General features: G+C 68.9%; 13 protein-coding genes. 10 read left to right on the top strand and 3 right to left on the bottom strand.

What is annotated here, in order from left to right:
- Positions 1-81: 81 nt before the first annotated feature.
- The 3 genes from ACFIMZ_RS00610 (at position 82) to ACFIMZ_RS00620 (ending at position 3,368) form a co-directional block, all read left to right on the top strand.
- Positions 82-507 (top strand): F0F1 ATP synthase subunit epsilon, encoded by a 426-nt coding sequence (locus ACFIMZ_RS00610; protein ID WP_076481924.1) that lies wholly within the window; start codon positions 82-84, stop codon positions 505-507.
- A gap of 185 nt (positions 508-692) precedes the next feature.
- On the top strand, positions 693-2,420 hold the full coding sequence (locus ACFIMZ_RS00615; protein ID WP_431820959.1) for an AMP-binding protein: 1,728 nt from the start codon (positions 693-695) through the stop codon (positions 2,418-2,420).
- 438 nt (positions 2,421-2,858) lie between these two features.
- The gene (locus tag ACFIMZ_RS00620; RefSeq protein ID WP_431822531.1) at positions 2,859-3,368 is read left to right on the top strand and encodes a CoA-binding protein; all 510 of its coding nucleotides are present in this window, start codon (positions 2,859-2,861) and stop codon (positions 3,366-3,368) included.
- A gap of 28 nt (positions 3,369-3,396) precedes the next feature.
- On the opposite strand, the gene ACFIMZ_RS00625 is transcribed toward ACFIMZ_RS00620, so the two are convergent.
- Positions 3,397-4,200 carry a transporter substrate-binding domain-containing protein gene (locus ACFIMZ_RS00625; RefSeq protein WP_431820960.1) on the bottom strand — a complete coding sequence of 268 codons (804 nt, stop codon included), beginning with the start codon at positions 4,198-4,200 and terminating at the stop codon, positions 3,397-3,399.
- Positions 4,201-4,353: 153 nt separating this feature from the next.
- Here ACFIMZ_RS00625 and hemE point away from each other — a divergent pair, with 153 nt between their 5' ends.
- The 4 genes from hemE (at position 4,354) to ACFIMZ_RS00645 (ending at position 13,592) form a co-directional block, all read left to right on the top strand.
- On the top strand, positions 4,354-5,448 hold the full coding sequence (gene hemE / locus ACFIMZ_RS00630) for a uroporphyrinogen decarboxylase (RefSeq protein WP_088507063.1): 1,095 nt from the start codon (positions 4,354-4,356) through the stop codon (positions 5,446-5,448).
- Between the two features lie 445 nt (positions 5,449-5,893).
- Positions 5,894-8,170, top strand: a complete 2,277-nt coding sequence (locus tag ACFIMZ_RS00635; RefSeq protein ID WP_431820961.1) for a primosomal protein N' — start codon at positions 5,894-5,896, stop codon at positions 8,168-8,170.
- Positions 8,171-8,434: 264 nt separating this feature from the next.
- The gene (putA, locus tag ACFIMZ_RS00640; RefSeq protein WP_431820962.1) at positions 8,435-12,367 is read left to right on the top strand and encodes a trifunctional transcriptional regulator/proline dehydrogenase/L-glutamate gamma-semialdehyde dehydrogenase; all 3,933 of its coding nucleotides are present in this window, start codon (positions 8,435-8,437) and stop codon (positions 12,365-12,367) included.
- An 85-nt stretch (positions 12,368-12,452) separates the two neighbouring features.
- Positions 12,453-13,592 (top strand): branched-chain amino acid ABC transporter substrate-binding protein, encoded by a 1,140-nt coding sequence (locus tag ACFIMZ_RS00645; protein WP_431820963.1) that lies wholly within the window; start codon positions 12,453-12,455, stop codon positions 13,590-13,592.
- Positions 13,593-13,691: 99 nt separating this feature from the next.
- Here ACFIMZ_RS00645 and ACFIMZ_RS00650 read toward each other — a convergent pair whose 3' ends face one another.
- Positions 13,692-15,200 (bottom strand): class I adenylate-forming enzyme family protein, encoded by a 1,509-nt coding sequence (locus tag ACFIMZ_RS00650; RefSeq protein WP_431820964.1) that lies wholly within the window; start codon positions 15,198-15,200, stop codon positions 13,692-13,694.
- A gap of 33 nt (positions 15,201-15,233) precedes the next feature.
- Positions 15,234-16,886: an acyl-CoA dehydrogenase family protein gene (locus tag ACFIMZ_RS00655; protein ID WP_431820965.1), complete on the bottom strand. Its 1,653-nt coding sequence runs from the start codon at positions 16,884-16,886 to the stop codon at positions 15,234-15,236.
- 54 nt (positions 16,887-16,940) lie between these two features.
- Here ACFIMZ_RS00655 and ACFIMZ_RS00660 point away from each other — a divergent pair, with 54 nt between their 5' ends.
- From ACFIMZ_RS00660 to ACFIMZ_RS00670, 3 genes are all read left to right on the top strand, one after another.
- A complete protein-coding gene (locus ACFIMZ_RS00660) occupies positions 16,941-17,630 on the top strand; it encodes a TetR/AcrR family transcriptional regulator (RefSeq protein ID WP_431820966.1) in 690 nt (229 codons plus the stop codon).
- Between the two features lie 211 nt (positions 17,631-17,841).
- On the top strand, positions 17,842-18,996 hold the full coding sequence (locus tag ACFIMZ_RS00665) for a pyridoxal phosphate-dependent aminotransferase (RefSeq protein ID WP_431820967.1): 1,155 nt from the start codon (positions 17,842-17,844) through the stop codon (positions 18,994-18,996).
- 28 nt (positions 18,997-19,024) lie between these two features.
- Positions 19,025-19,807 carry an ABC transporter substrate-binding protein gene (locus ACFIMZ_RS00670; protein ID WP_042586715.1) on the top strand — a complete coding sequence of 261 codons (783 nt, stop codon included), beginning with the start codon at positions 19,025-19,027 and terminating at the stop codon, positions 19,805-19,807.
- Positions 19,808-19,818 lie beyond the last annotated feature (11 nt).

A 19,818-nucleotide genomic window follows, 5' to 3' on the forward strand; every position in this document is an offset into this window, starting at 1 on the left:
GCCGCAGTGTAGCGAATCGCTGTTGTCGATTTGCTTCATGGCCGGTCGCGCCGACCGCAACACGCTCAACCAGGAGTCGATATGGCAACCATCAAAGTAGACGTCGTCAGCGCGGAAGAGCAGATCTTCTCGGGCGAGGCGAAGTTCGTCGCGCTGCCGGGCGAAGCGGGTGAGCTGGGCATCCTGCCGGGTCACACGCCGCTGATCACGCGGATTCGTCCGGGTGCGGTGCGCATCGAAACCGAAAGCGGCAACGACGAATTCGTGTTCGTCGCGGGCGGCATTCTCGAAGTGCAGCCGGGCGCCGTGACGGTGCTCGCCGACACCGCGATTCGCGGCAAGGATCTCGACTCGGCGAAGGCCGAGGAAGCGCGCAAGCGCGCCGAGGAAACGCTGCAGAACGCGAAGTCGGACATCGACCTCGCGAAGGCGCAGTCCGAGCTGGCGACCGCGATGGCGCAGCTCGAAGCGATCCAGCGTCTGGCGAAGATCCGCAGCCGTCACTGAGCCGCGCTTCATGCGTCATGCGAAAGAAAGCAGCCTCCGGGCTGCTTTTTTTTTCGCCCCGGTTTCGTCAGGGTTTCGTCCGAGCGTGCTATTTCGCCCGATAGCCGAGAATCGATGTCAGAGTGTCGTCAGCGGAGCGCGCTATCGTCCGCTGCATCAGACTGACAAAAGAGACGGAGACATTCATGGCTGCAGACCCTGGCGTGCGGGCGCTGATTGCGCCCGAGAACGGATTGTCGTACGTGCGCGGCACGACCGACGTGCCGCTTTCCGAAGCGACGATCGGGCAGTTCCTGCGGGATACCGCCGAACGCTTTCCCGACCGTCCGGCCGTGGTGTTCCGCGAGCAGCACGTGCGCTGGAGCTGGCGCGAATTCGCCGACGAGGTCGACGTGCTGGCCACGGGCCTCGCCGTGCTCGGCATCGCGAGGGGCGAGCGCGTCGGCATCTGGTCGCCGAACCGCAGCGAATGGCTGCTGACCCAGTTCGCGACCGCGCGCATCGGCGCGATCCTCGTCAACCTCAATCCCGCCTATCGGCTCGCGGAACTCGAATACGCGCTGAACAAGGTCGGCTGCAAGGCGGTGATCGCCGCCGAGCGCTTCAAGTCGTCCGGCTATGTCGACATGCTGCAGGCGATCGCGCCGGAACTCGCGCGCTGCGCGCCGGGCGACCTGCACGCGGTGCGCGTGCCGAGCCTGCGCACGGTCGTGTCGATGGGCGAGGTCGCGCCCGCCGGCATGTTCCGCTTCGCCGACGTGATGGCGCGCGGCCGCGCCACGCTCGACCGGGCCGCGCTCGACGCGCTCGGCGCAACGCTCGCGTCGGTCGATCCGATCAATATCCAGTTCACGAGCGGCACGACCGGCAGCCCGAAGGGCGCGACGCTCTCGCACCGCAACGTCGTCAACAACGCGCGCTCGATCGCGCAGGCGATGCGCTTCAGCGAGCAGGATGCGCTGTGCATTCCGGTGCCGCTCTATCACTGCTTCGGGATGGTGCTGGCCGTGCTCGCGTGCGTGTCGACCGGCGCCGCGATGGTGTTCCCCGGCGAGGCGTTCGACCCGGCCGCGACGCTCGCCGCGGTGTCCGACGAACGCTGCACCGCGCTGCACGGCGTGCCGACGATGTTCATCGCGGAGCTCGATCATCCGGACTTCGCGAAGTATGAGCTGTCGACGCTGCGCACGGGCATCATGGCCGGTTCGCCGTGCCCGATCGAGACGATGAAGCGCGTCGTGTCGCAGATGCACCTGTCGGAGATCACGATCGCGTACGGGATGACGGAGACGAGCCCCGTGTCGTTCCAGAGCTCGACGGACGACCCGCTCGAGATGCGCACGACGACCGTCGGCCGCATCCAGCCGCATCTGGAAGTGAAGATCGTCGATCCGAGCGGCGGCATCGTGCCGGTCGGCGCGACGGGCGAGCTGTGCACGAAGGGCTACTCGGTGATGCGCGGCTACTGGGACGACGACGAGAAGACGCGCGACGTGCTGATCGACGGCTGGATGCACACCGGCGATCTCGCGACGCTCGACGCGGACGGCTACTGCAACATCGTCGGCCGGCTGAAGGACATGCTGATCCGCGGCGGCGAGAACATCTATCCGCGCGAGATCGAGGAATTCCTGTTTCGTCATCCGAAGATCCAGAGCGCGCAGGTGTTCGGCGTGCCCGACGCGAAGTACGGCGAGGAAGTGTGCGCGTGGATCGTGCCGCGCGCGGGCGAGCAGCTGACCGAGGATGACGTGCGCGCGTTCTGCCAGGGGCAGATCGCGCACTACAAGATTCCGCGCTACATCCGCTTCGTCGACGAACTGCCGATGACGGTGACGGGGAAGGTGCAGAAGTTCGTGATGCGCCAGCGCATGATCGACGAGCTGAAGCTCGACGTGCAGAAGACCGCATGATGCGGCTCGAGCGGCTCGGCGGAGGAAAAGCGCGGCGGCCTGCGGGCCGTTGCGTTTTCGATGGACGAAAAAAAGCGGGCTTATTAGCCCGCTAAAAACCACACGCTACGGGGTTAGCGCGAGGAGACCAAAGATGGAACGCGTCCGGTCCTAGGACCGGAAACGACTCCAACAAGGATGCCCCCCGGAAGGGCTTCGGCATATAACCGACGGGCTCGCAGTGCTTTGCGTCCGCTCACACTTGGCACACGAGACCGCATCCGTGTTGAAACCGTTGAAAGGCATTGTGGGCGAATTGATGTGCCCTCGCGGTAACAAAGTGTTTCAGGTTGTAACGCCCGCCGGATAAGGCTTCCCGGGATTTTTTGCTGTTTTAAGGGGCGCTATGGAGGTCATTTTTACCAATATTTTCGAAAGTGTTTTCATCGCGTGCGCGTGATGCGTTTTTCATGCGTGATAGGCTCGGCGAAGTCCACAAATGCACGCGAAAAAGTGCAACGCGCAGAGGATTCGATGTCTGACGATTCAATCATCAGAAAGATTTTGAAACGTGATCGGGTGATCGCGGTAGTCGGCCTTTCGGATAAACCTCACCGCCCGAGCCACGGCGTCGCAGAAACCATGCAGCAGGCGGGCTACCGGATCGTGCCGGTCAATCCGGCGCTCGACGGCCGGCATGTGCTCGGCGAGCGCTGCTACGCGTCGCTGCCTGCCGCCGCGGCCGCGCTCGCGCGCGACGGCATCGCGATCGGGATGGTCGACGTGTTCCGCAAGTCATCGGAGGTATCGGCGGTTGCCGACGACGCAATCGCGATCGGCGCGCAGTCACTGTGGCTGCAACTCGGCGTGATCGACGGGGCCGCGGCCGCACGGGCGCGCGCGGCGGGCCTCGACGTCGTGATGGATCGCTGCGTGCTGATCGAGCATCGGCGGCTCGGAGTGAATTGACGGGCGGCCGGTGCCGCGCCGGCCTGCGTCACTTCAGCCACTTGTCCGAGATCGCCCGGAACTCGCCGTTCGCGAGCGACAGGTGCAGCCATTGATCGACGTACTGCTGGAACACGACGTCGCCGCGCGGCACCATGTACGCCTTCTCGCCGAACTGGAACGGCTGGTCCGGATGCACCGAGCACAGGCCCGGATTCAGTTTTTGCTGCAGCAGCGTCTCGGACGCGTCGGTCACCATCACGTCCGCCTTGCCGGCGAGGATCTGCTTGAAGATCGTCACGTTGTCCGGGTAGACCGTGACGTTCGCGTGCGTGAAATGCTGCTTCGCAAAACGCTCGTTGGTGCCGCCGGGATTCACGATCACGCGGGTCTCGGGACGGTCGATCTGCGCGACGGTCTGGTATTTGTCGGCGTCCGCGCAGCGCGCGATCGGGGTCTTGCCGTCGGTCATGTACGGCTGCGTGAAGAACGCGCGCTTCTGGCGCTCGAGCGTCGTCGATACGCCGCCGACGGCGATGTCGCACTTCGCCACGAAATCCGCGGTCAGGTTCGGCCAGCTCGTCTTCACGTAGTCGGCCTTCACGCCGAGCGATTTCGCGAGCGCGTCGGCCATGTCGATGTCGATGCCTTCGAACCGGCCGTCGGCGCGGTAATACGAATACGGCTTGTAGTCGCCCGTCGTGCAGATGCGCAGCGTGCCGCGCGCGAGCACGTCGTCGAGCCGCGAGCTGGCGCCTGCCGCGCCGCTGCCGCCCGGGGCCGTCTGCGCGTGCGCGGCCGCGGCGGCGCATGCCAGCGCGGCGACGGCGGCAATCTTGGCGAGCTGCTTCATCGGGTCTCCTCCTTCGTTCGTTTCGATATGGGTGTCCGATCATAACGGAGCCATCGCGCGCGTCATATGGCCGCCATCGGCGCCGCGTACACGGCGGGATGGCCCCGGTCCGGTAAAATGCGCTTTTGCCTCTTCCGCATCGTCGCCTCCACCGTGGCTCATACCCTGCTCAACGACACCTTCCTGCGTGCGCTCCTGCGCGAGCCGACCGACTACACGCCGATCTGGCTGATGCGCCAGGCCGGCCGCTACCTGCCCGAATACAACGCGACGCGCGCGCGCGCAGGCAGCTTCCTCGGACTCGCGAAGAATCCCGACTACGCGACCGAAGTGACGCTGCAGCCGCTCGAGCGCTTCCCGCTCGACGCCGCGATCCTGTTCTCGGACATCCTGACGATTCCGGACGCGATGGGCCTCGGCCTCGACTTCCAGGTCGGCGAAGGGCCGAAGTTCGCGCATCCGGTGCGCACCGAGGCGGACGTCGCGAAGCTCGCGGTGCCGGACATCGGCGCGACGCTCGGCTACGTGACGGACGCGGTGCGCGAGATCCGCCGCGCGCTCACCGACGGCCAGGGCCGCCAGCGGGTGCCGCTGATCGGCTTCTCGGGCAGCCCGTGGACGCTCGCGTGCTACATGGTCGAAGGCGGCGGCTCGGACGACTTCCGCACCGTGAAGTCGATGGCGTATTCCCGGCCGGACCTGATGCACCGGATCCTCGACGTCAACGCGCAGGCGGTCGCCGCGTACCTGAACGCGCAGATCGAAGCGGGCGCGCAGGCCGTGATGATTTTCGACACGTGGGGCGGCGCGCTCGCCGACGGCGCGTACCAGCGCTTCTCGCTCGACTACATCCGGCGCGTCGTGTCGCAGCTCAAGCGCGAGCACGACGGTGAGCGCGTGCCGGTGATCACGTTCACGAAGGGCGGCGGGCTGTGGCTCGAGGAAATCGCGGCGACGGGCGTCGACGCGGTCGGGCTCGACTGGACGGTCAACGTCGGCGCCGCGCGCGAGCGCGTCGCGGGGCGCGTCGCGCTGCAGGGCAACCTCGATCCGACGATCCTGTTTGCGCCGCCGGCCGCGATCCGCGAGCAGGCGCGCGCGGTGCTCGACAGCTACGGCAACCATCCGGGCCACGTGTTCAACCTCGGGCACGGCATCTCGCAGTTCACGCCGCCCGAGCACGTCGCCGAACTGGTCGACGAGGTGCACAACCACAGCCGCGCGATCCGTAGCGGAGCCGCGTGCTGATTGCAAGCGCGGGCGTGCTGCGGTGCGGAGCGGCAGTGTTTCGCGTCCTGAGCTAAACAGGACGCAACCCCGCCCGGGCGGGTGATCGGCAGCTTGTCAAGACTTGACTTATACACATTTTCCACGTTGCAGCGCGGTAGAGCCCCGTATCGGTCAATTTGCCCCGCTATGGTCTGAGAATTTGAATAGCAGCCTTATGGAATAAGGCTTCGCGGGCCCCGGTTCCGAACCGGAAAAAGCAGCGGCAGGCTCGGCCCGACACGCTTTCCGCGTGATGCGTGACAAGTTCTCAACAAAGTTATCCACAGGCCGGTCAGGGTATACGGCGATTCCTAATGCGAATCCAAAACTTAGCGCCGAATCTGAAGTTTTACTTTAAGTTTGCCGCCGCCGCCCCCGTATTGAGGGGCGGAACCTGGATCGCTCGCACGCGCACGGGAGGCCCGTGACCGACGGCACCTACCTGCGGGTGGCGCTCGACCATCCGCTTGCGACCCTGTTCGATTACCGCTGCAACGCACAGCCGGCGCCCGGGCCCGGCACGCTCGTGCAGGTGCCGTTCGGCAAGCGGCAGGCGGTCGGGCTCGTCTGCGAAGTGACGACTCACACTGACGTGCCGCCGTCGCGGCTGCGCGCGGTCGACGCGATCTGCGCGGACCTGCCGCCGCTGTCCGCCGACTGGCTCGCGCTCGTCGCGTTCGCCGCCGACTACTACCAGCGCGGCCGCGGCGAGGTCGCGCTGCCGGCGCTGCCGCAGGCGCTGCGCGATGCCGGACGCTGGGGCCGGCTGCTGGCGCCGGAGATCCGCTATCGGCTGACGGACGCCGGCCGCGCCGCGCTGCCGGATGCGTTGCCCGCGCGCGCCGCGGCGCTGCGGCGGCTGGCCGAGGCGCTCGCCGACGCCGACTCGCTGAGCCTGCCCGACGCCCGCGCGCTGCATCCGAAGGCGGCCGCGACGCTCGACGACTGGGCCGCACAGGGCTGGGTCGACGTCGACGAGATCGGCTGGGCGGATAACCCTGTGCCCAAGCCTGTGGACAACCTGTCGACAAGCGGTGGACAGAGCGCTGGACGAACCGTGCCGCCGCCGCTGACCGATCAGCAGGCCGAGGCGCTCGACGCGATCCGCGCCGCGCAGGGGTTCGCGCCGTTCCTGCTGCACGGCGTGACGGGCAGCGGCAAGACCGAGGTCTACCTGCATGCGCTCGCATCGCTGCTGGACGCGCGGCCCGACGCGCAGGCGCTCGTGCTCGTCCCCGAAATCAACCTGACGCCGCAGTTCGAGGCGGCGTTTCGCGCGCGCTTTGCCGGCACGCTCGCGTCCGACGCGATCGTCACGCTGCACAGCGGCCTCGCCGAAGGCGAACGCGCGCGCAACTGGCTGGCCGCGCACACGGGCCGCGCGCGGATCGTGCTCGGCACGCGCCTCGCGGTGCTCGCGTCGCTGCCGGCGCTCGCTTTGATCGTCGTCGACGAGGAGCACGAGCCGGCATACAAGCAGCAGGAAGGGCTGCGCTATTCGGCGCGCGACCTCGCGGTCTGGCGCGCGAAGCAGCTCGGCATCCCGGTCGTGCTCGGCTCCGCGACGCCGTCGCTCGAAAGCTGGTGGCAGGCCGAGCAGGGGCGGTACGCGTTGCTCACGCTGTCGCGGCGCGCGGTTGCCGACGCGGTGCTGCCGAGCGTGCGGCTGATCGACCTCGAAGAGGAGCGGCGGCGCGGGCGTGCGTCGATGGGCGGGCTGTCCGGGCCGCTCGTCGCGGCGCTGAAGGCGCGGCTCGAACGCGGCGAGCAGAGCCTCGTGTTCCTGAACCGGCGCGGCTACGCGCCCCAGCTCGCGTGCGACGCGTGCGGCTGGGTGGCCGGCTGCCCGCGCTGCAGCGCGTACGTCGTGCTGCACAAGCCCGAGCATGCGCTGCGCTGCCACCACTGCGGCTGGGAGGCGCGCATTCCGCGTTCGTGCCCCGAATGCGGCAACGTCGACATCGCGCCGCTCGGCCGCGGCACGCAGCGCGTCGAGGAAGCGCTCGTCGAGGCGGTGCCCGGCGCGCGCATTCTGCGGATCGACGCGGACAGCACGCGCCGCAAGGGCAGCGCGCAGGCGCTGTTCTCGGACGTGCATGCGGGCGAGATCGACATCCTGGTCGGCACGCAGATGATCGCGAAAGGGCACGATTTCCAGCGCGTGTCGCTCGTCGGCGTGCTCAACGCCGATACCGCGCTGTTCTCGCACGACTTCCGCGCGAGCGAGCGGCTGTTCGCGCAGCTGATGCAGGTGAGCGGCCGCGCGGGCCGCGCCGGGCTGCCGGGCGAGGTGCTCGTGCAGACGCGCTATCCGCGCCACGCGCTGTACCACGCGCTCGCGCGGCACGATTACATCGGCTTCGCGAATTCGACGCTCGGCGAGCGCCGCGACGCGCATCTGCCGCCGTTCGTCTACCAGGCGCTGCTGCGCGCCGAAGGGCGCACGCTCGACGCGGCGCTCGAATTCCTGCAGCGGGCCGCGGCGGCACTGCCGGGGCTGCCCGGCGCGGACCGCGTGACCGTCTACGACGCGGTGCCGATGACGATCGTCAAGGTCGCGAACGTGCATCGCGCGCAGCTGCTGCTCGAAAGCGCGTCGCGGGCGGCGCTGCAGCACACGCTGCGCGCGTGGCAATTCGAGCTGCGCGCGCTGAAGGGCGTGCTGAGGTGGAGCGTCGAGGTCGATCCGCTGGATGTCTGACGGGCCGGCGCAACCGGCCTTTCATGCGCGCGGCAGACGGCTCGCGTGGCCCGCGCGTGTCCGCACGCCGCGGATCAGGGAAAATACCGATCCTCGCGGCACGGGCAACCCCTAGGTTGCGATGACATAAGCTACTGATTATATTGGATAAGTTTTAGGTGCAACCCCGCTTGCAATTTGGTTGCACCTTTTTATTGTGTGCCGTAGGATTTCGCGCATCCTCTCACGTCACTGGCCGGCTTTCGTCCGGCGCACGAACCCATCATGGCAAGCACCACCCTTGGCGTCAAAGTCGACGATCTGCTCCGCTCGCGCCTGAAAGACGCGGCGACGCGGCTCGAACGCACTCCCCACTGGCTGATCAAGCAGGCGATCTTCGCGTATCTCGAACGCATCGAGCACGGCCAGCTGCCGCCGGAGCTGTCCGGCCACAGCGGCGTCACCGAGCTGGCCGACAGCCAGGCCGGCGACGGCGACGACGACAACTCGCCGCACCCGTTCCTCGAGTTCGCGCAGAACGTGCAGCCGCAATCGGTGCTGCGCGCGGCGATCACCGCCGCGTACCGCCGCCCCGAGCCGGAATGCGTGCCATTCCTGGTCGGCCAGGCGCGGCTGCCCGCGAACCTGCAGGCGGACGTGCAGGCGCTCGCGACGCGGCTCGTCGAGGCGCTGCGCGAGAAGAGCTCGGGCGGCGGCGTCGAAGGGCTGATCCATGAATTCTCGCTGTCGAGCCAGGAAGGCGTCGCGCTGATGTGTCTCGCGGAAGCGCTGCTGCGCATCCCCGACCGCGCGACCCGCGACGCGCTGATCCGCGACAAGATCAGCAAGGGCGACTGGCGCTCGCACGTCGGCCACGCGCCGTCGCTGTTCGTCAACGCGGCGACCTGGGGGCTGATGATCACCGGCAAGCTCGTCACGACGAACAGCGAAGCGGGCCTGTCGTCGGCGCTCACGCGCCTGATCGGCAAGGGCGGCGAGCCGCTGATCCGCAAGGGCGTCGACATGGCGATGCGCCTGATGGGCGAGCAGTTCGTGACCGGCGAGACGATCTCCGAAGCGCTCGCGAACAGCCGCAAGTATGAAGCGCGCGGCTTCCGCTACTCGTACGACATGCTCGGCGAAGCGGCGACGACCGAAGAGGACGCGCAGCGCTACTACGCGTCGTACGAGCAGGCGATCCACGCGATCGGCAAGGCGGCCGGCGGCCGCGGCATCTACGAGGGCCCCGGCATCTCGATCAAGCTGTCGGCGCTGCATGCGCGCTACTCGCGCTCGCAGCAGGAGCGCACGATGGTCGAGCTGCTGCCGCGCGTGCGCGCGCTCGCGCTGCTCGCACGCCGCTACGACATCGGCCTGAACATCGACGCGGAGGAAGCGGACCGTCTCGAGCTGTCGCTCGACCTGCTCGAGGCGCTGTGCTTCGATCCGGAGCTGGCCGGCTGGAACGGCATCGGCTTCGTCGTGCAGGGCTACCAGAAGCGCTGCCCGTTCGTGATCGACTACCTGATCGATCTCGCGCGCCGCAGCCGTCACCGCCTGATGATCCGCCTCGTGAAGGGCGCGTACTGGGATACCGAGATCAAGCGCGCGCAGGTCGACGGCCTCGAAGGCTATCCGGTCTACACGCGCAAGATCTACACCGACGTGTCGTACCTCGCGTGCGCGAAGAAGCTGCTCGCGGCGCCGGACGCGGTCTATCCGCAGTTCGCGACGCACAACGCGTACACGCTCGCGGCGATCTACCAGCTCGCGGGCCAGAACTACTACCCGGGCCAGTACGAATTCCAGTGCCTGCACGGGATGGGCGAGCCGCTGTACGAGGAAGTCACCGGCCGCGACAAGCTGAACCGCCCGTGCCGCGTGTACGCGCCGGTCGGCACGCACGAGACGCTGCTCGCGTACCTGGTGCGCCGCCTGCTGGAGAACGGCGCGAACACGTCGTTCGTGAACCGCATCGCCGACAAGACCGTGTCCGTGAAGGAGCTGGTCGCCGATCCGGTCGAGGAGGCGCTGAAGGTCGTGCCGCTCGGCGCGCCGCACGCGAAGATCCCGCTGCCGCGCAACCTGTACGGCGACGAGCGCTCGAATTCGATGGGCCTCGACCTGTCGAACGAGCACCGCCTCGCGTCGCTGTCGTCCGCGCTGCTCGCGAGCGCGCACCATCCGTGGCGCGCCGCGCCGCTGCTCGCCGACGACGCGGTCGCCGACGCGCCGGCCCGCGACGTGCGCAACCCGGCCGACCAGCGCGACGTCGTCGGCGCGGTCAGCGAAGCGACCGCCGAGCACGTGAGCGCCGCGCTCGCGCATGCGGTGGCCGCCGCGCCGATCTGGCAGGCGACCCCGGTCGACGCGCGCGCCGACTGCCTGGCACGCGCGGCCGACCTGCTCGAAGCACAGATGCACACGCTGATGGGCCTGATCGTGCGCGAAGCGGGCAAGTCGCTGCCGAACGCGATCGCGGAAATCCGTGAAGCGGTCGATTTCCTGCGCTACTACGCCGCGCAGATCCGCGACGAATTCTCGAACGACACGCACCGTCCGCTCGGCCCCGTGGTCTGCATCAGCCCGTGGAACTTCCCGCTCGCGATCTTCATGGGCCAGGTGGCGGCAGCGCTCGCGGCCGGCAACACGGTGCTCGCGAAGCCGGCCGAACAGACGCCGCTGATCGCCGCGCAAGCGGTGCGCATCCTGCGCGAGGCCGGCGTGCCGGCCGGCGCGGTGCAACTGCTGCCGGGCACCGGCGAGACGGTCGGTGCGGCGCTCGTCGCCGACGCGCGCACCCGCGCGGTGATGTTCACGGGCTCGACGGAAGTCGCGCGCCTGATCAACAAGACGCTGTCGGCGCGCCTCGATCCGGACGGCAAGCCGATCCCGCTGATCGCCGAGACGGGCGGCCAGAATGCGATGATCGTCGATTCGTCGGCGCTCGCCGAGCAGGTCGTCGCGGACGTGATGCAGTCGTCGTTCGATTCCGCCGGTCAACGGTGTTCGGCGCTGCGCGTTCTGTGTTTGCAGGACGATGTCGCGGACCGCACGCTGACGATGCTGAAAGGCGCGATGCAGGAGCTCGCGCTCGGCAACCCGGACCGCCTGTCGACCGACGTCGGCCCGGTGATCGACGGTGACGCGAAGCAGACGATCGACACGCACGTCGCGGCGATGAAGGACAAGGGTCACGGGGTCACGCAGCTGTCGATGCCGGAAGCGTGCGCGTACGGCACGTTCGTGCCGCCGACGCTGATCGAGATCGGCAGCGTCGACGAGCTGAAGCGCGAGGTGTTCGGCCCGGTGCTGCACGTCGTGCGGTATCGCCGCAGCGCGCTGGACAAGCTGCTCGAGCAGATCCGCGCGACCGGCTATGGGCTGACGCTCGGCATCCACACGCGGATCGATGAGACGATCGCGCACGTGATCGAGCGCGCGCACGTCGGCAACATCTACGTGAACCGCAACGTGATCGGCGCGGTGGTCGGCGTGCAGCCGTTCGGCGGCGAAGGGCTGTCGGGCACGGGCCCGAAGGCGGGCGGCGCGCTGTACCTGCAGCGCCTGCTCGCGACGCGTCCGTCCGGCCTGCCGCGCTCGCTCGCGGACATGCTGGTCGCGGACGAGGTTGCCGAAGGCGAGAAGCATGACCATCCGGCGGCGGCGCTGACGGCGCTGCGCGACTGGCTGATCGAGCAGCGCGAGCCGACGCTGGCGGCGCGTTGCGACGGCTACCTCGCGCAGGTGCCGGCGGGCGCGACCGCGGTGCTGGCGGGCCCGACGGGCGAGCGCAACACGTATACACTCGGGCCGCGCGGCACGGTGCTGTGCGTCGCGGCGACGCCGAGCGGCGCGCGCGCGCAGTTCGCGGCGGTGCTGGCGACCGGCAACCGCGCGCTGTTTGCGGGCGCGGCGGGCGAGGCGCTCTTCGCCGCGCTGCCGGCGGCGCTGAAGGCGCATGCGGGCGTGCGCAAGCAGGCCGATGCGGCGTTCGACGCGGTGCTGTTCGAAGGCGACAGCGACGAACTGCAGACGCTGGTGAAGGAAGTCGCGCAGCGGCCGGGCCCGATCGTGTCGGTGCAGGGCGTGTCGGCGGGCGCGTTCGAGAACGGCGACGCGGAAGACTACGCGCTCGAGCGCCTGCTGACGGAGCGCTCGGTCAGCGTGAACACCGCGGCGGCGGGCGGCAATGCGAATTTGATGACGATCGGCTGAACATCCTTGCCGTTCGGATCAAGAAAAGGAAGCGGCAAGGCGATCCCGAAGCCGCTCCATTTATACCTGGTACCTAGGAGAAGCTATGCAACACACGATGAAAAAGCTGGCAGGCGCGACGTTCGTTGCGGTCATGTCGCTGGCGGGGACTGCGCATGCGGATGACGTGAAGGTCGGCTACGCAGGGCCGATGACGGGTGCGCAGGCGCATTACGGCAAGGATATGCAGAACGGCATCGTGCTCGCGATCGAGGACTTCAACGCGACCAAGCCGATGATCGGCGGCAAGCCGGTGAAGTTCGTGCTCGACACGCAGGACGACCAGGCTGACCCGCGCACGGGCACGACGGTCGCGCAGAAGCTCGTCGACGACGGCATCAAGGGCATGCTCGGCCACTTCAACTCGGGCACGACGATCCCGGCATCGCGCATCTACGCGAACGCGGGCATTCCGCAGATCGCGATGGCGACCGCGCCGGAATACACGCAGCAGGGCTACAAGACGACCTTCCGCATGATGACGTCCGACACGCAGCAGGGCTCGGTGGCCGGCACGTTCGTCGCGAAGGATCTCGGCCTGAAGAAGATCGCGATCGTCGACGACCGCACCGCTTACGGCCAGGGTCTCGCCGACCAGTTCGAGAAGGCGGCGAAGGCCGCCGGCGCGACGATCGTGATGCGCGAATTCACGAACGACAAGGCTGTCGACTTCAAGGCGATCCTGACGAAGCTGAAGTCGGCGCAGCCGGATATCGTCTACTACGGCGGCGCGGATTCGCAGGCGGCGCCGATGGTCAAGCAGATGAAGGCGCTGGGCTTCAAGGCGCCGCTGATGGGCGGCGAAATGGTGAAGACGCCGACGTTCCTGAAGATCGCGGGTGACGCGGCCGACGGCACGATCGCTTCGCTCGCGGGCCTGCCGCTCGACGAGATGCCTGGCGGCAAGTCGTACGCCGACAAGTACAAGAAGCGCTTCGGCGAGGACGTGCAGACCTATTCGCCGTATTCGTACGACGGCGCGATGGCGCTGTTCAACGCGATGAAGAAGGCGAACTCGACCGATCCGGCGAAGTACCTGCCGCTGCTCGCGAAGACCGACATGGCCGGCGTCACGTCGACCCACCTCGCGTACGACGCGAAGGGCGACCTGAAGAACGGCGGCATCACGATGTACAAGGTCGAGAAGGGCGAGTGGAAGCCGCTGAAGAGCATCGGCGGCAAGTAAGCATCACGTCGGCGGGCGGCGGCTGCCGCCCGTGCGGCACATCGAAAGCCACCGGGCCGCAAGGTCCGGTGGCTTTTTTTTCGGCTTGACAGCTCGCGTTCAACCGTCCCGCCGGCGCAGTAGGAACTTCTGCAGCTTGCCCGTCGGCGTGCGCGGCAGCGCATCCGCGAACACGACCTCGCGCGGCACCTTGTACGCGGCGAGCCGTTCCGCGCAGAACGCGCGCAGCGTGTCCGCGTCGCGCGCCGCGCCGGCGCGCACGACGACGTGCGCGACCACCGTCTCGCCCCATTCCGGATGCGGGATGCCGACGACAGCCGCGTCGATCACGTCCGGATGCGCGCCCAGCACGTCCTCCACTTCCTTCGAATAGACGTTCTCGCCGCCCGTGACGATCATGTCCTTCAGCCGGTCGACGAGGAACAGGTAGCCATCCTGATCGATTCGCGCGACGTCGCCGGTGCGATACCAGCCGTCCGGCGCGAACGCGGCGCGCGTCGCGGCCGGATCGTCGAGATAGCCGAGCATCATGCTGTCGGTCTTCAGCCAGATCTCGCCGGTCTCCCCGGGCTGCGCGTCGGCGCCGTCCGTGCGCACGACGCGCAGGTCGACGCCGGGGCCGCCGTGGCGGCCGATCGAGCCGGCCTTCGCGACCTGCTCGTCCGGATACAGCGAGGTGCCGGCAGGTCCCGTCTCGGTCATGCCGTACACCTGGAAGAATGCGCCGCCCCGGTACGCGTGCGCGAGCCGCTCGGCCTGCGCGGCGCCGATCGGCCCGCCGCCGTAGATCCATGCGCGCACGCTCGTCAGGTCGAACGCGGCGAAGCCTTCGACCAGGTCGAGCGGCAGCGTGTACGACACCGGCGCGCCGAAATAGAGCGTCACGCGCTCGCGCTCGACCGTTTGCAGGAAGCGCAGCGGATGGTACTCGCGCAGCAGCACGACGGTGCCGCCCGCCATCAGCGTGCCGCCGAACCAGTTGTTGAGCGGCGACGAATGCCAGATCGGCATCGCCATCAGCGTGCGCTCGTCGCGCGTGATCGACAGCGCGAGCGCGGCCTGCATCGCCGCGAGCGTCACCGTGCGATGGCTGTGCATGCAGCCCTTCGGGCGGCCGGTCGTGCCGGACGTGTAGAGGATCTGCGCGAGATCGCCGTCGGCGGGCTCGATGCCGGCGACGCCGTCCGCTGCCGCGAGCATCGTGTCGAAGCACGGCAGGCCGGCCGGCGCGCCTTCCGTCACGATGCGCTGCGCGGGGTGCGCGACGCGTTCGAGCACGGGCGCGACGGACGCGTCGAACAGGATCACCTTGCTGCCGCTATGCGCGAGCACGTAGTCGATTTCGGCCGCCTGCAGCTTGTGATTGACGGGCACGAACGCCGCGCCGAGCCGCCACGCGCCGAACAGCAGGTCGACGAACGCGGGCGTGTTGAAGCACATTGCCGCCACGCGGTCGCCCGCCGCGACGCCGAGCGCGCTCAGCACGGCCGCCGCGCGGTGCGAGCGGTCGCGCGCTTGTTCGTACGTGATCGTCGCGCCGTCGTGGCGCAGGAGCGGTTTGGTCGGCGTGGCGCGGGCGGCGCGGTCGAGGGCGGCGACGAGGTTCATCGGGTTCTCCGGAGCCAGTCCGCGGCGCGGCCATCACGCGGGATACGCGCGCTGCAGCAGCGCGGCGACGTCGACGCCGAGCGGATCGAAGCCGCCCGCGATGCGGCCCCACGCCGGCTCGGCGAGCCGCGTCGCGACGAACGCGTCGGCCACCGCCGCCGGCGCGTCGCGCCGCAGCAGGCATGCCTGCGCGGCGAGCACGAGACGCTGCGCGAACAGGCGGCCGGATGCTTCGAGCGTATCGGGCGGCGCGACGAGCATCGCGCGCAGCGCGTCGAGCGCGGCGCGGATGCGCGGCTCGTCGCCGCCCAGTTCGCGCAACTCGTCGAGCAGCGCGGCGGCGGCGTCCGGCTCGCGCGACACCGCGCGCAGCACGTCGAGGCACATCACGTTGCCGGAGCCTTCCCAGATCGAGTTGACGGGCGCTTCGCGGAACAGCCGCGCGATCGGGCCGTCGTCGACGTAGCCGTTGCCGCCGAACACTTCCATCACTTCGCCGGTCAGCTCGACCGCGCGCTTGCAGACCCAGAACTTCGCGGCGGGCGTGACGATCCGCTTCCACGCGCGCTCGCCCGGCGTGTCGTCGCGTTCGAACGCGGCGGCGAGCCGCATCGCCAGCGCGAGCGCGGCCTCGCTTTCGAGCGCGAGATCGGCGAGCACGGTGCGCATCAGCGGCTGCTCGGCGAGCGCGCGGCCGAACGCATGACGCTGCCGCGTGTACGCGATCGCCTGCACGACGCCCTGGCGCAGCATCGCCGCGCTGCCGAGCACGCAGCTCAGGCGCGTGTAGGTCGCCATCTCGATGATGGTCGGGATGCCGCGGCCTTCGTCGCCGAGCATGATGCCCCACGCGTCGTCCAGCTCGATCTCGCTGCTCGAGTTGCTGCGGTTGCCGACCTTGTTCTTCAGGCGCTGGATCTCGACCGCGTTCTTCGTGCCGTCGGGCCGCCAGCGCGGCACGTAGAAGCACGACGGGCCGCCGGCGTCGGTGCGCGCGACGACGAGGTGCGCGTCGCACATCGGCGCGGAGAAGAACCACTTGTGGCCGCGCAGCCGGTATTCGCCGCCGCGGCCGCCCGCGCCGACCGGCGTCGCGAGCGTCGTGTTCGCGCGCACGTCGGAGCCGCCCTGTTTCTCGGTCATGCCCATGCCGATCCAGATCGAGCGCTTGTCCGCGACCGGCACGTCGCGCGGGTCGTAGACGTCGCTGTAGAGCTTGTCGCGCAGCATCTCCCACAGCACGGGCTCTTTCTGCAGCACGGGGATCGCGGCCTGCGTCATGGTCGCCGGGCACAGCGTGCCGGCCTCGATCTGGCCGTGCAGGTAGAAGCCGGCCGCGCTCGCCGCCCAGCGGCCGGGCCGCGTGTCGCGGAATGCGAGCGACACGAAGCCTTCGTCGCGATACAGGCCGAGCAGCGCGTGCCAGGCCGGATGGAAGTCGACGCGGTCGATGCGCCGGCCGCGCCGGTCGAACGCGTTCAGTTCCGGCGAATGGCGGTTCGCGTCGTCGGCGAGCTGTGCGGTGTCGGCGCTGCCGAGCCGCGCGCCGTAGGCGTCGAGCTGGGGCGCGGCCCAGTCGGCGCCGGCGCGCGCGAGCGCCTCGCGCAGCGCGGCGTCGGTCGTGAAGAGGTTATAGTCGACGAGTTCGTCGAACTGGTTCGAGACTGCGTGCGTCGGGCCTGTCATCGATGTGTCTCCTCATCCGGGGCTTCGTCCTGTCCTGATTCCAGAGTAGCAAATATGCCGCCGCGACATGTTCAGGTTCCGGCGCCGCCCGGCCCGCCGGCGGCGCAACCCCGGCCCGCGCTGCGCCGCCGGCCGCGCCAGCCGCGCGCGCGGGCGAGCTCCGACGCGCTGCAGCAGGCGTTCGTTCAGCTTTTGCTCGAGCGCGGCTACGCGAAGGCGACGATTCGCGAGATCGCGGCGGTGGCGGGCGTGAGCGTCGGCACCTTCTACGAGTATTTCGCCGACAAGCAGAGCCTCGCGGCGCTGTGCATCCACCGGCGCGTGCAGGCGATGGCCGACCAGCTGCGCGCCGCGGCGCAGGCGTTGCGCGGCCGGCCGCGCGCGGAGGTCGCCGCCGCGTTCGTCGCGCTGCAGGTCGACGTCGTGAACGCGGACGCCGGGTTGTGGAGCGCGCTGTTCGCGCTCGAGCGGCAGGTGTCGCCGCTCGCCGCGTACCGGCGTCATTACGACGGCTACGTCGAACTGTGGCGCGACGCGCTGGCGCACGCGGCCGATCCGCCGCCGGCCGAACGGCTCGGCGAAGTCGCGCGGCTCGCACATTCGCTCTGCTACGGCTGGGTGTCGCAGTCGCTGCTGACGCGCGGGCCGGCGCCCGGCGCCGCCGCGCTGCGCGACGAACTGCACGCGGCGCTGCAGGCCTATCTCGCCGCCGTGCCGGAGGCAGCGCGCGGCCAGCGCCGCTGACGGCCGCGCGCCTGCAACGCGAAATGCGCCCGGTGCATGACGGGCGCCGTCAATCCTCGCAGGAATACCTCTAGTGTGAAGCAGCCCATGAGCTGAATGCATGGCTGTCATGACTATCTTTCGATTGCCGCGCGATATTGGCTGCGGCTAAATCGGTTGCACGATCCGGACGCGCCCGCCGCGTCCGCCAGCGCTACAACCAGGAGGAGTCATGAGAAGCGCCACCGCGCCCCGTTCGAAGCTGCCCGACGTCGGGACGACGATCTTCACCGTGATCGGCCAGCTCGCCGCGCAGCACGATGCGCTGAACCTGTCGCAGGGCGCGCCGAATTTCGCGCCCGATCCGGCGCTCGTCGAAGGCGTCGCGCGTGCGATGCGCGACGGGCACAACCAGTACGCGCCGATGGCCGGCGTCGCGCGGCTGCGCGAGCGGCTCGCCGACAAGACCGAGGCGCTCTACGGCACGCACTACGACCCGGCCACCGAGATCACGGTGATCGCGAGCGCGAGCGAGGGGCTGTACGCGACGATCAGCGCGCTCGTGCATCCGGGCGACGAGGTGATCTACTTCGAGCCGTCGTTCGACAGCTACGCGCCGATCGTGCGGATGCAGGGCGCGACGCCGGTCGCGGTCAAGCTGTCGCCCGAGTACTTCCGCGTCGACTGGGACGAGGTGGCCGCGGCGATCACGCCGCGCACGCGGATGATCATCGTCAACACGCCGCACAACCCGACCGCGACGGTGTTTTCCGAAGCCGATGTCGCGCGTCTCGCGCAGCTCACGCGCGGCACCGACATCGTGGTCCTGTCCGACGAGGTCTACGAGCACGTCGTGTTCGACGGCGCGCTGCACCAGAGCATGGCGCGGCATCGCGAGCTGGCCGAGCGCAGCGTGATCGTGTCGTCGTTCGGCAAGTCGTTCCACGTGACCGGCTGGCGGGTCGGCTACTGTCTTGCGCCGGCCGAGCTGATGGACGAGATCCGCAAGGTGCACCAGTTCATGGTGTTCTCGGCCGACACGCCGATGCAGATCGCGTTCGCCGAGGTCCTCGCGCAGCCCGACAGCTATCTCGGCCTGTCGGCGTTCTACCAGGCGAAGCGCGACCTGCTCGCGCGCGAGCTGGCCGAATCGCGCTTCGAGCTGCTGCCGAGCGAAGGCTCGTTCTTCATGCTCGCGCGGTTCCGGCATTTCTCCGACGAGCGCGACAGCGATTTCGTGCTGCGCCTGATCCGCGACGCGCGCGTCGCGACGATTCCGCTGTCGGCGTTCTATACCGACGGCACCGACGCCGGCGTGATCCGGCTCAGCTTTTCGAAGGACGACGCGACGCTGATCGAAGGCGCGCGCCGGTTGCGCGGCATCTGACATCACTCCGGTCGACGAGGAAAACCCGATGAAACACCTGAAACTCTGGCTCGCGCTCGCCTGCGCGTTCGGCTCCGGCGCGGCGTGCGCCGACGGGCAGCAGACGCTGCGCTTCGGCCTCGAGGCCCAATATCCGCCGTTCGAATCGAAGGCGCCGAACGGCGACCTGCAGGGCTTCGACATCGACGTCGGCAACGCGGTCTGCCAGACCGCGAAGCTGTCGTGCAAATGGGTCGAGACGTCGTTCGACGGGCTGATCCCCGCGCTGCAGGGCCGCAAGTTCGACGCGATCAACTCCGCGATGAACGCGACCGAGCAGCGGCGCCAGGCGATCGACTTCACGACGATCATCTATCGCGTGCCGACGCAGCTGATCGCGCGCAACGGCAGCGGCCTGCAGCCGACGCCGGAATCGCTGAAGGGCAAGCGGGTCGGCGTGCTGCAGGCGTCGATCCAGGAAACCTATGCGAAGGCGCACTGGGAGCCGGCCGGCGTCTCGGTCGTCGCGTACCAGGACCAGAACCAGGCTTACGCGGATCTCGTGGCGGGCCGCCTCGACGCGACGCTGGTGCTCGCGCCGTCCGGCCAGCGCGGCTTCCTGTCGCGCCCGGACGGCAAGGACTTCTCGTTCGCCGGGCAGCCGGTGCGCGACGACCGGATCCTCGGCAACGGCATCGCGTTCGGCCTGCGCAAGGGCGACGACGCGCTGAAGGCGAAGCTGAACGCCGCGATCGACAAGCTGAAGGCCGACGGCACGGTCAAGACGCTGGGCCGGAAGTACTTCGGCGATATCGACATCTCGACAAAGTAAGGATAACGACG

Source organism: Burkholderia sp. F1 (genome assembly GCF_050813845.1).
GTDB classification, from domain to species: domain Bacteria; phylum Pseudomonadota; class Gammaproteobacteria; order Burkholderiales; family Burkholderiaceae; genus Burkholderia; species Burkholderia ubonensis.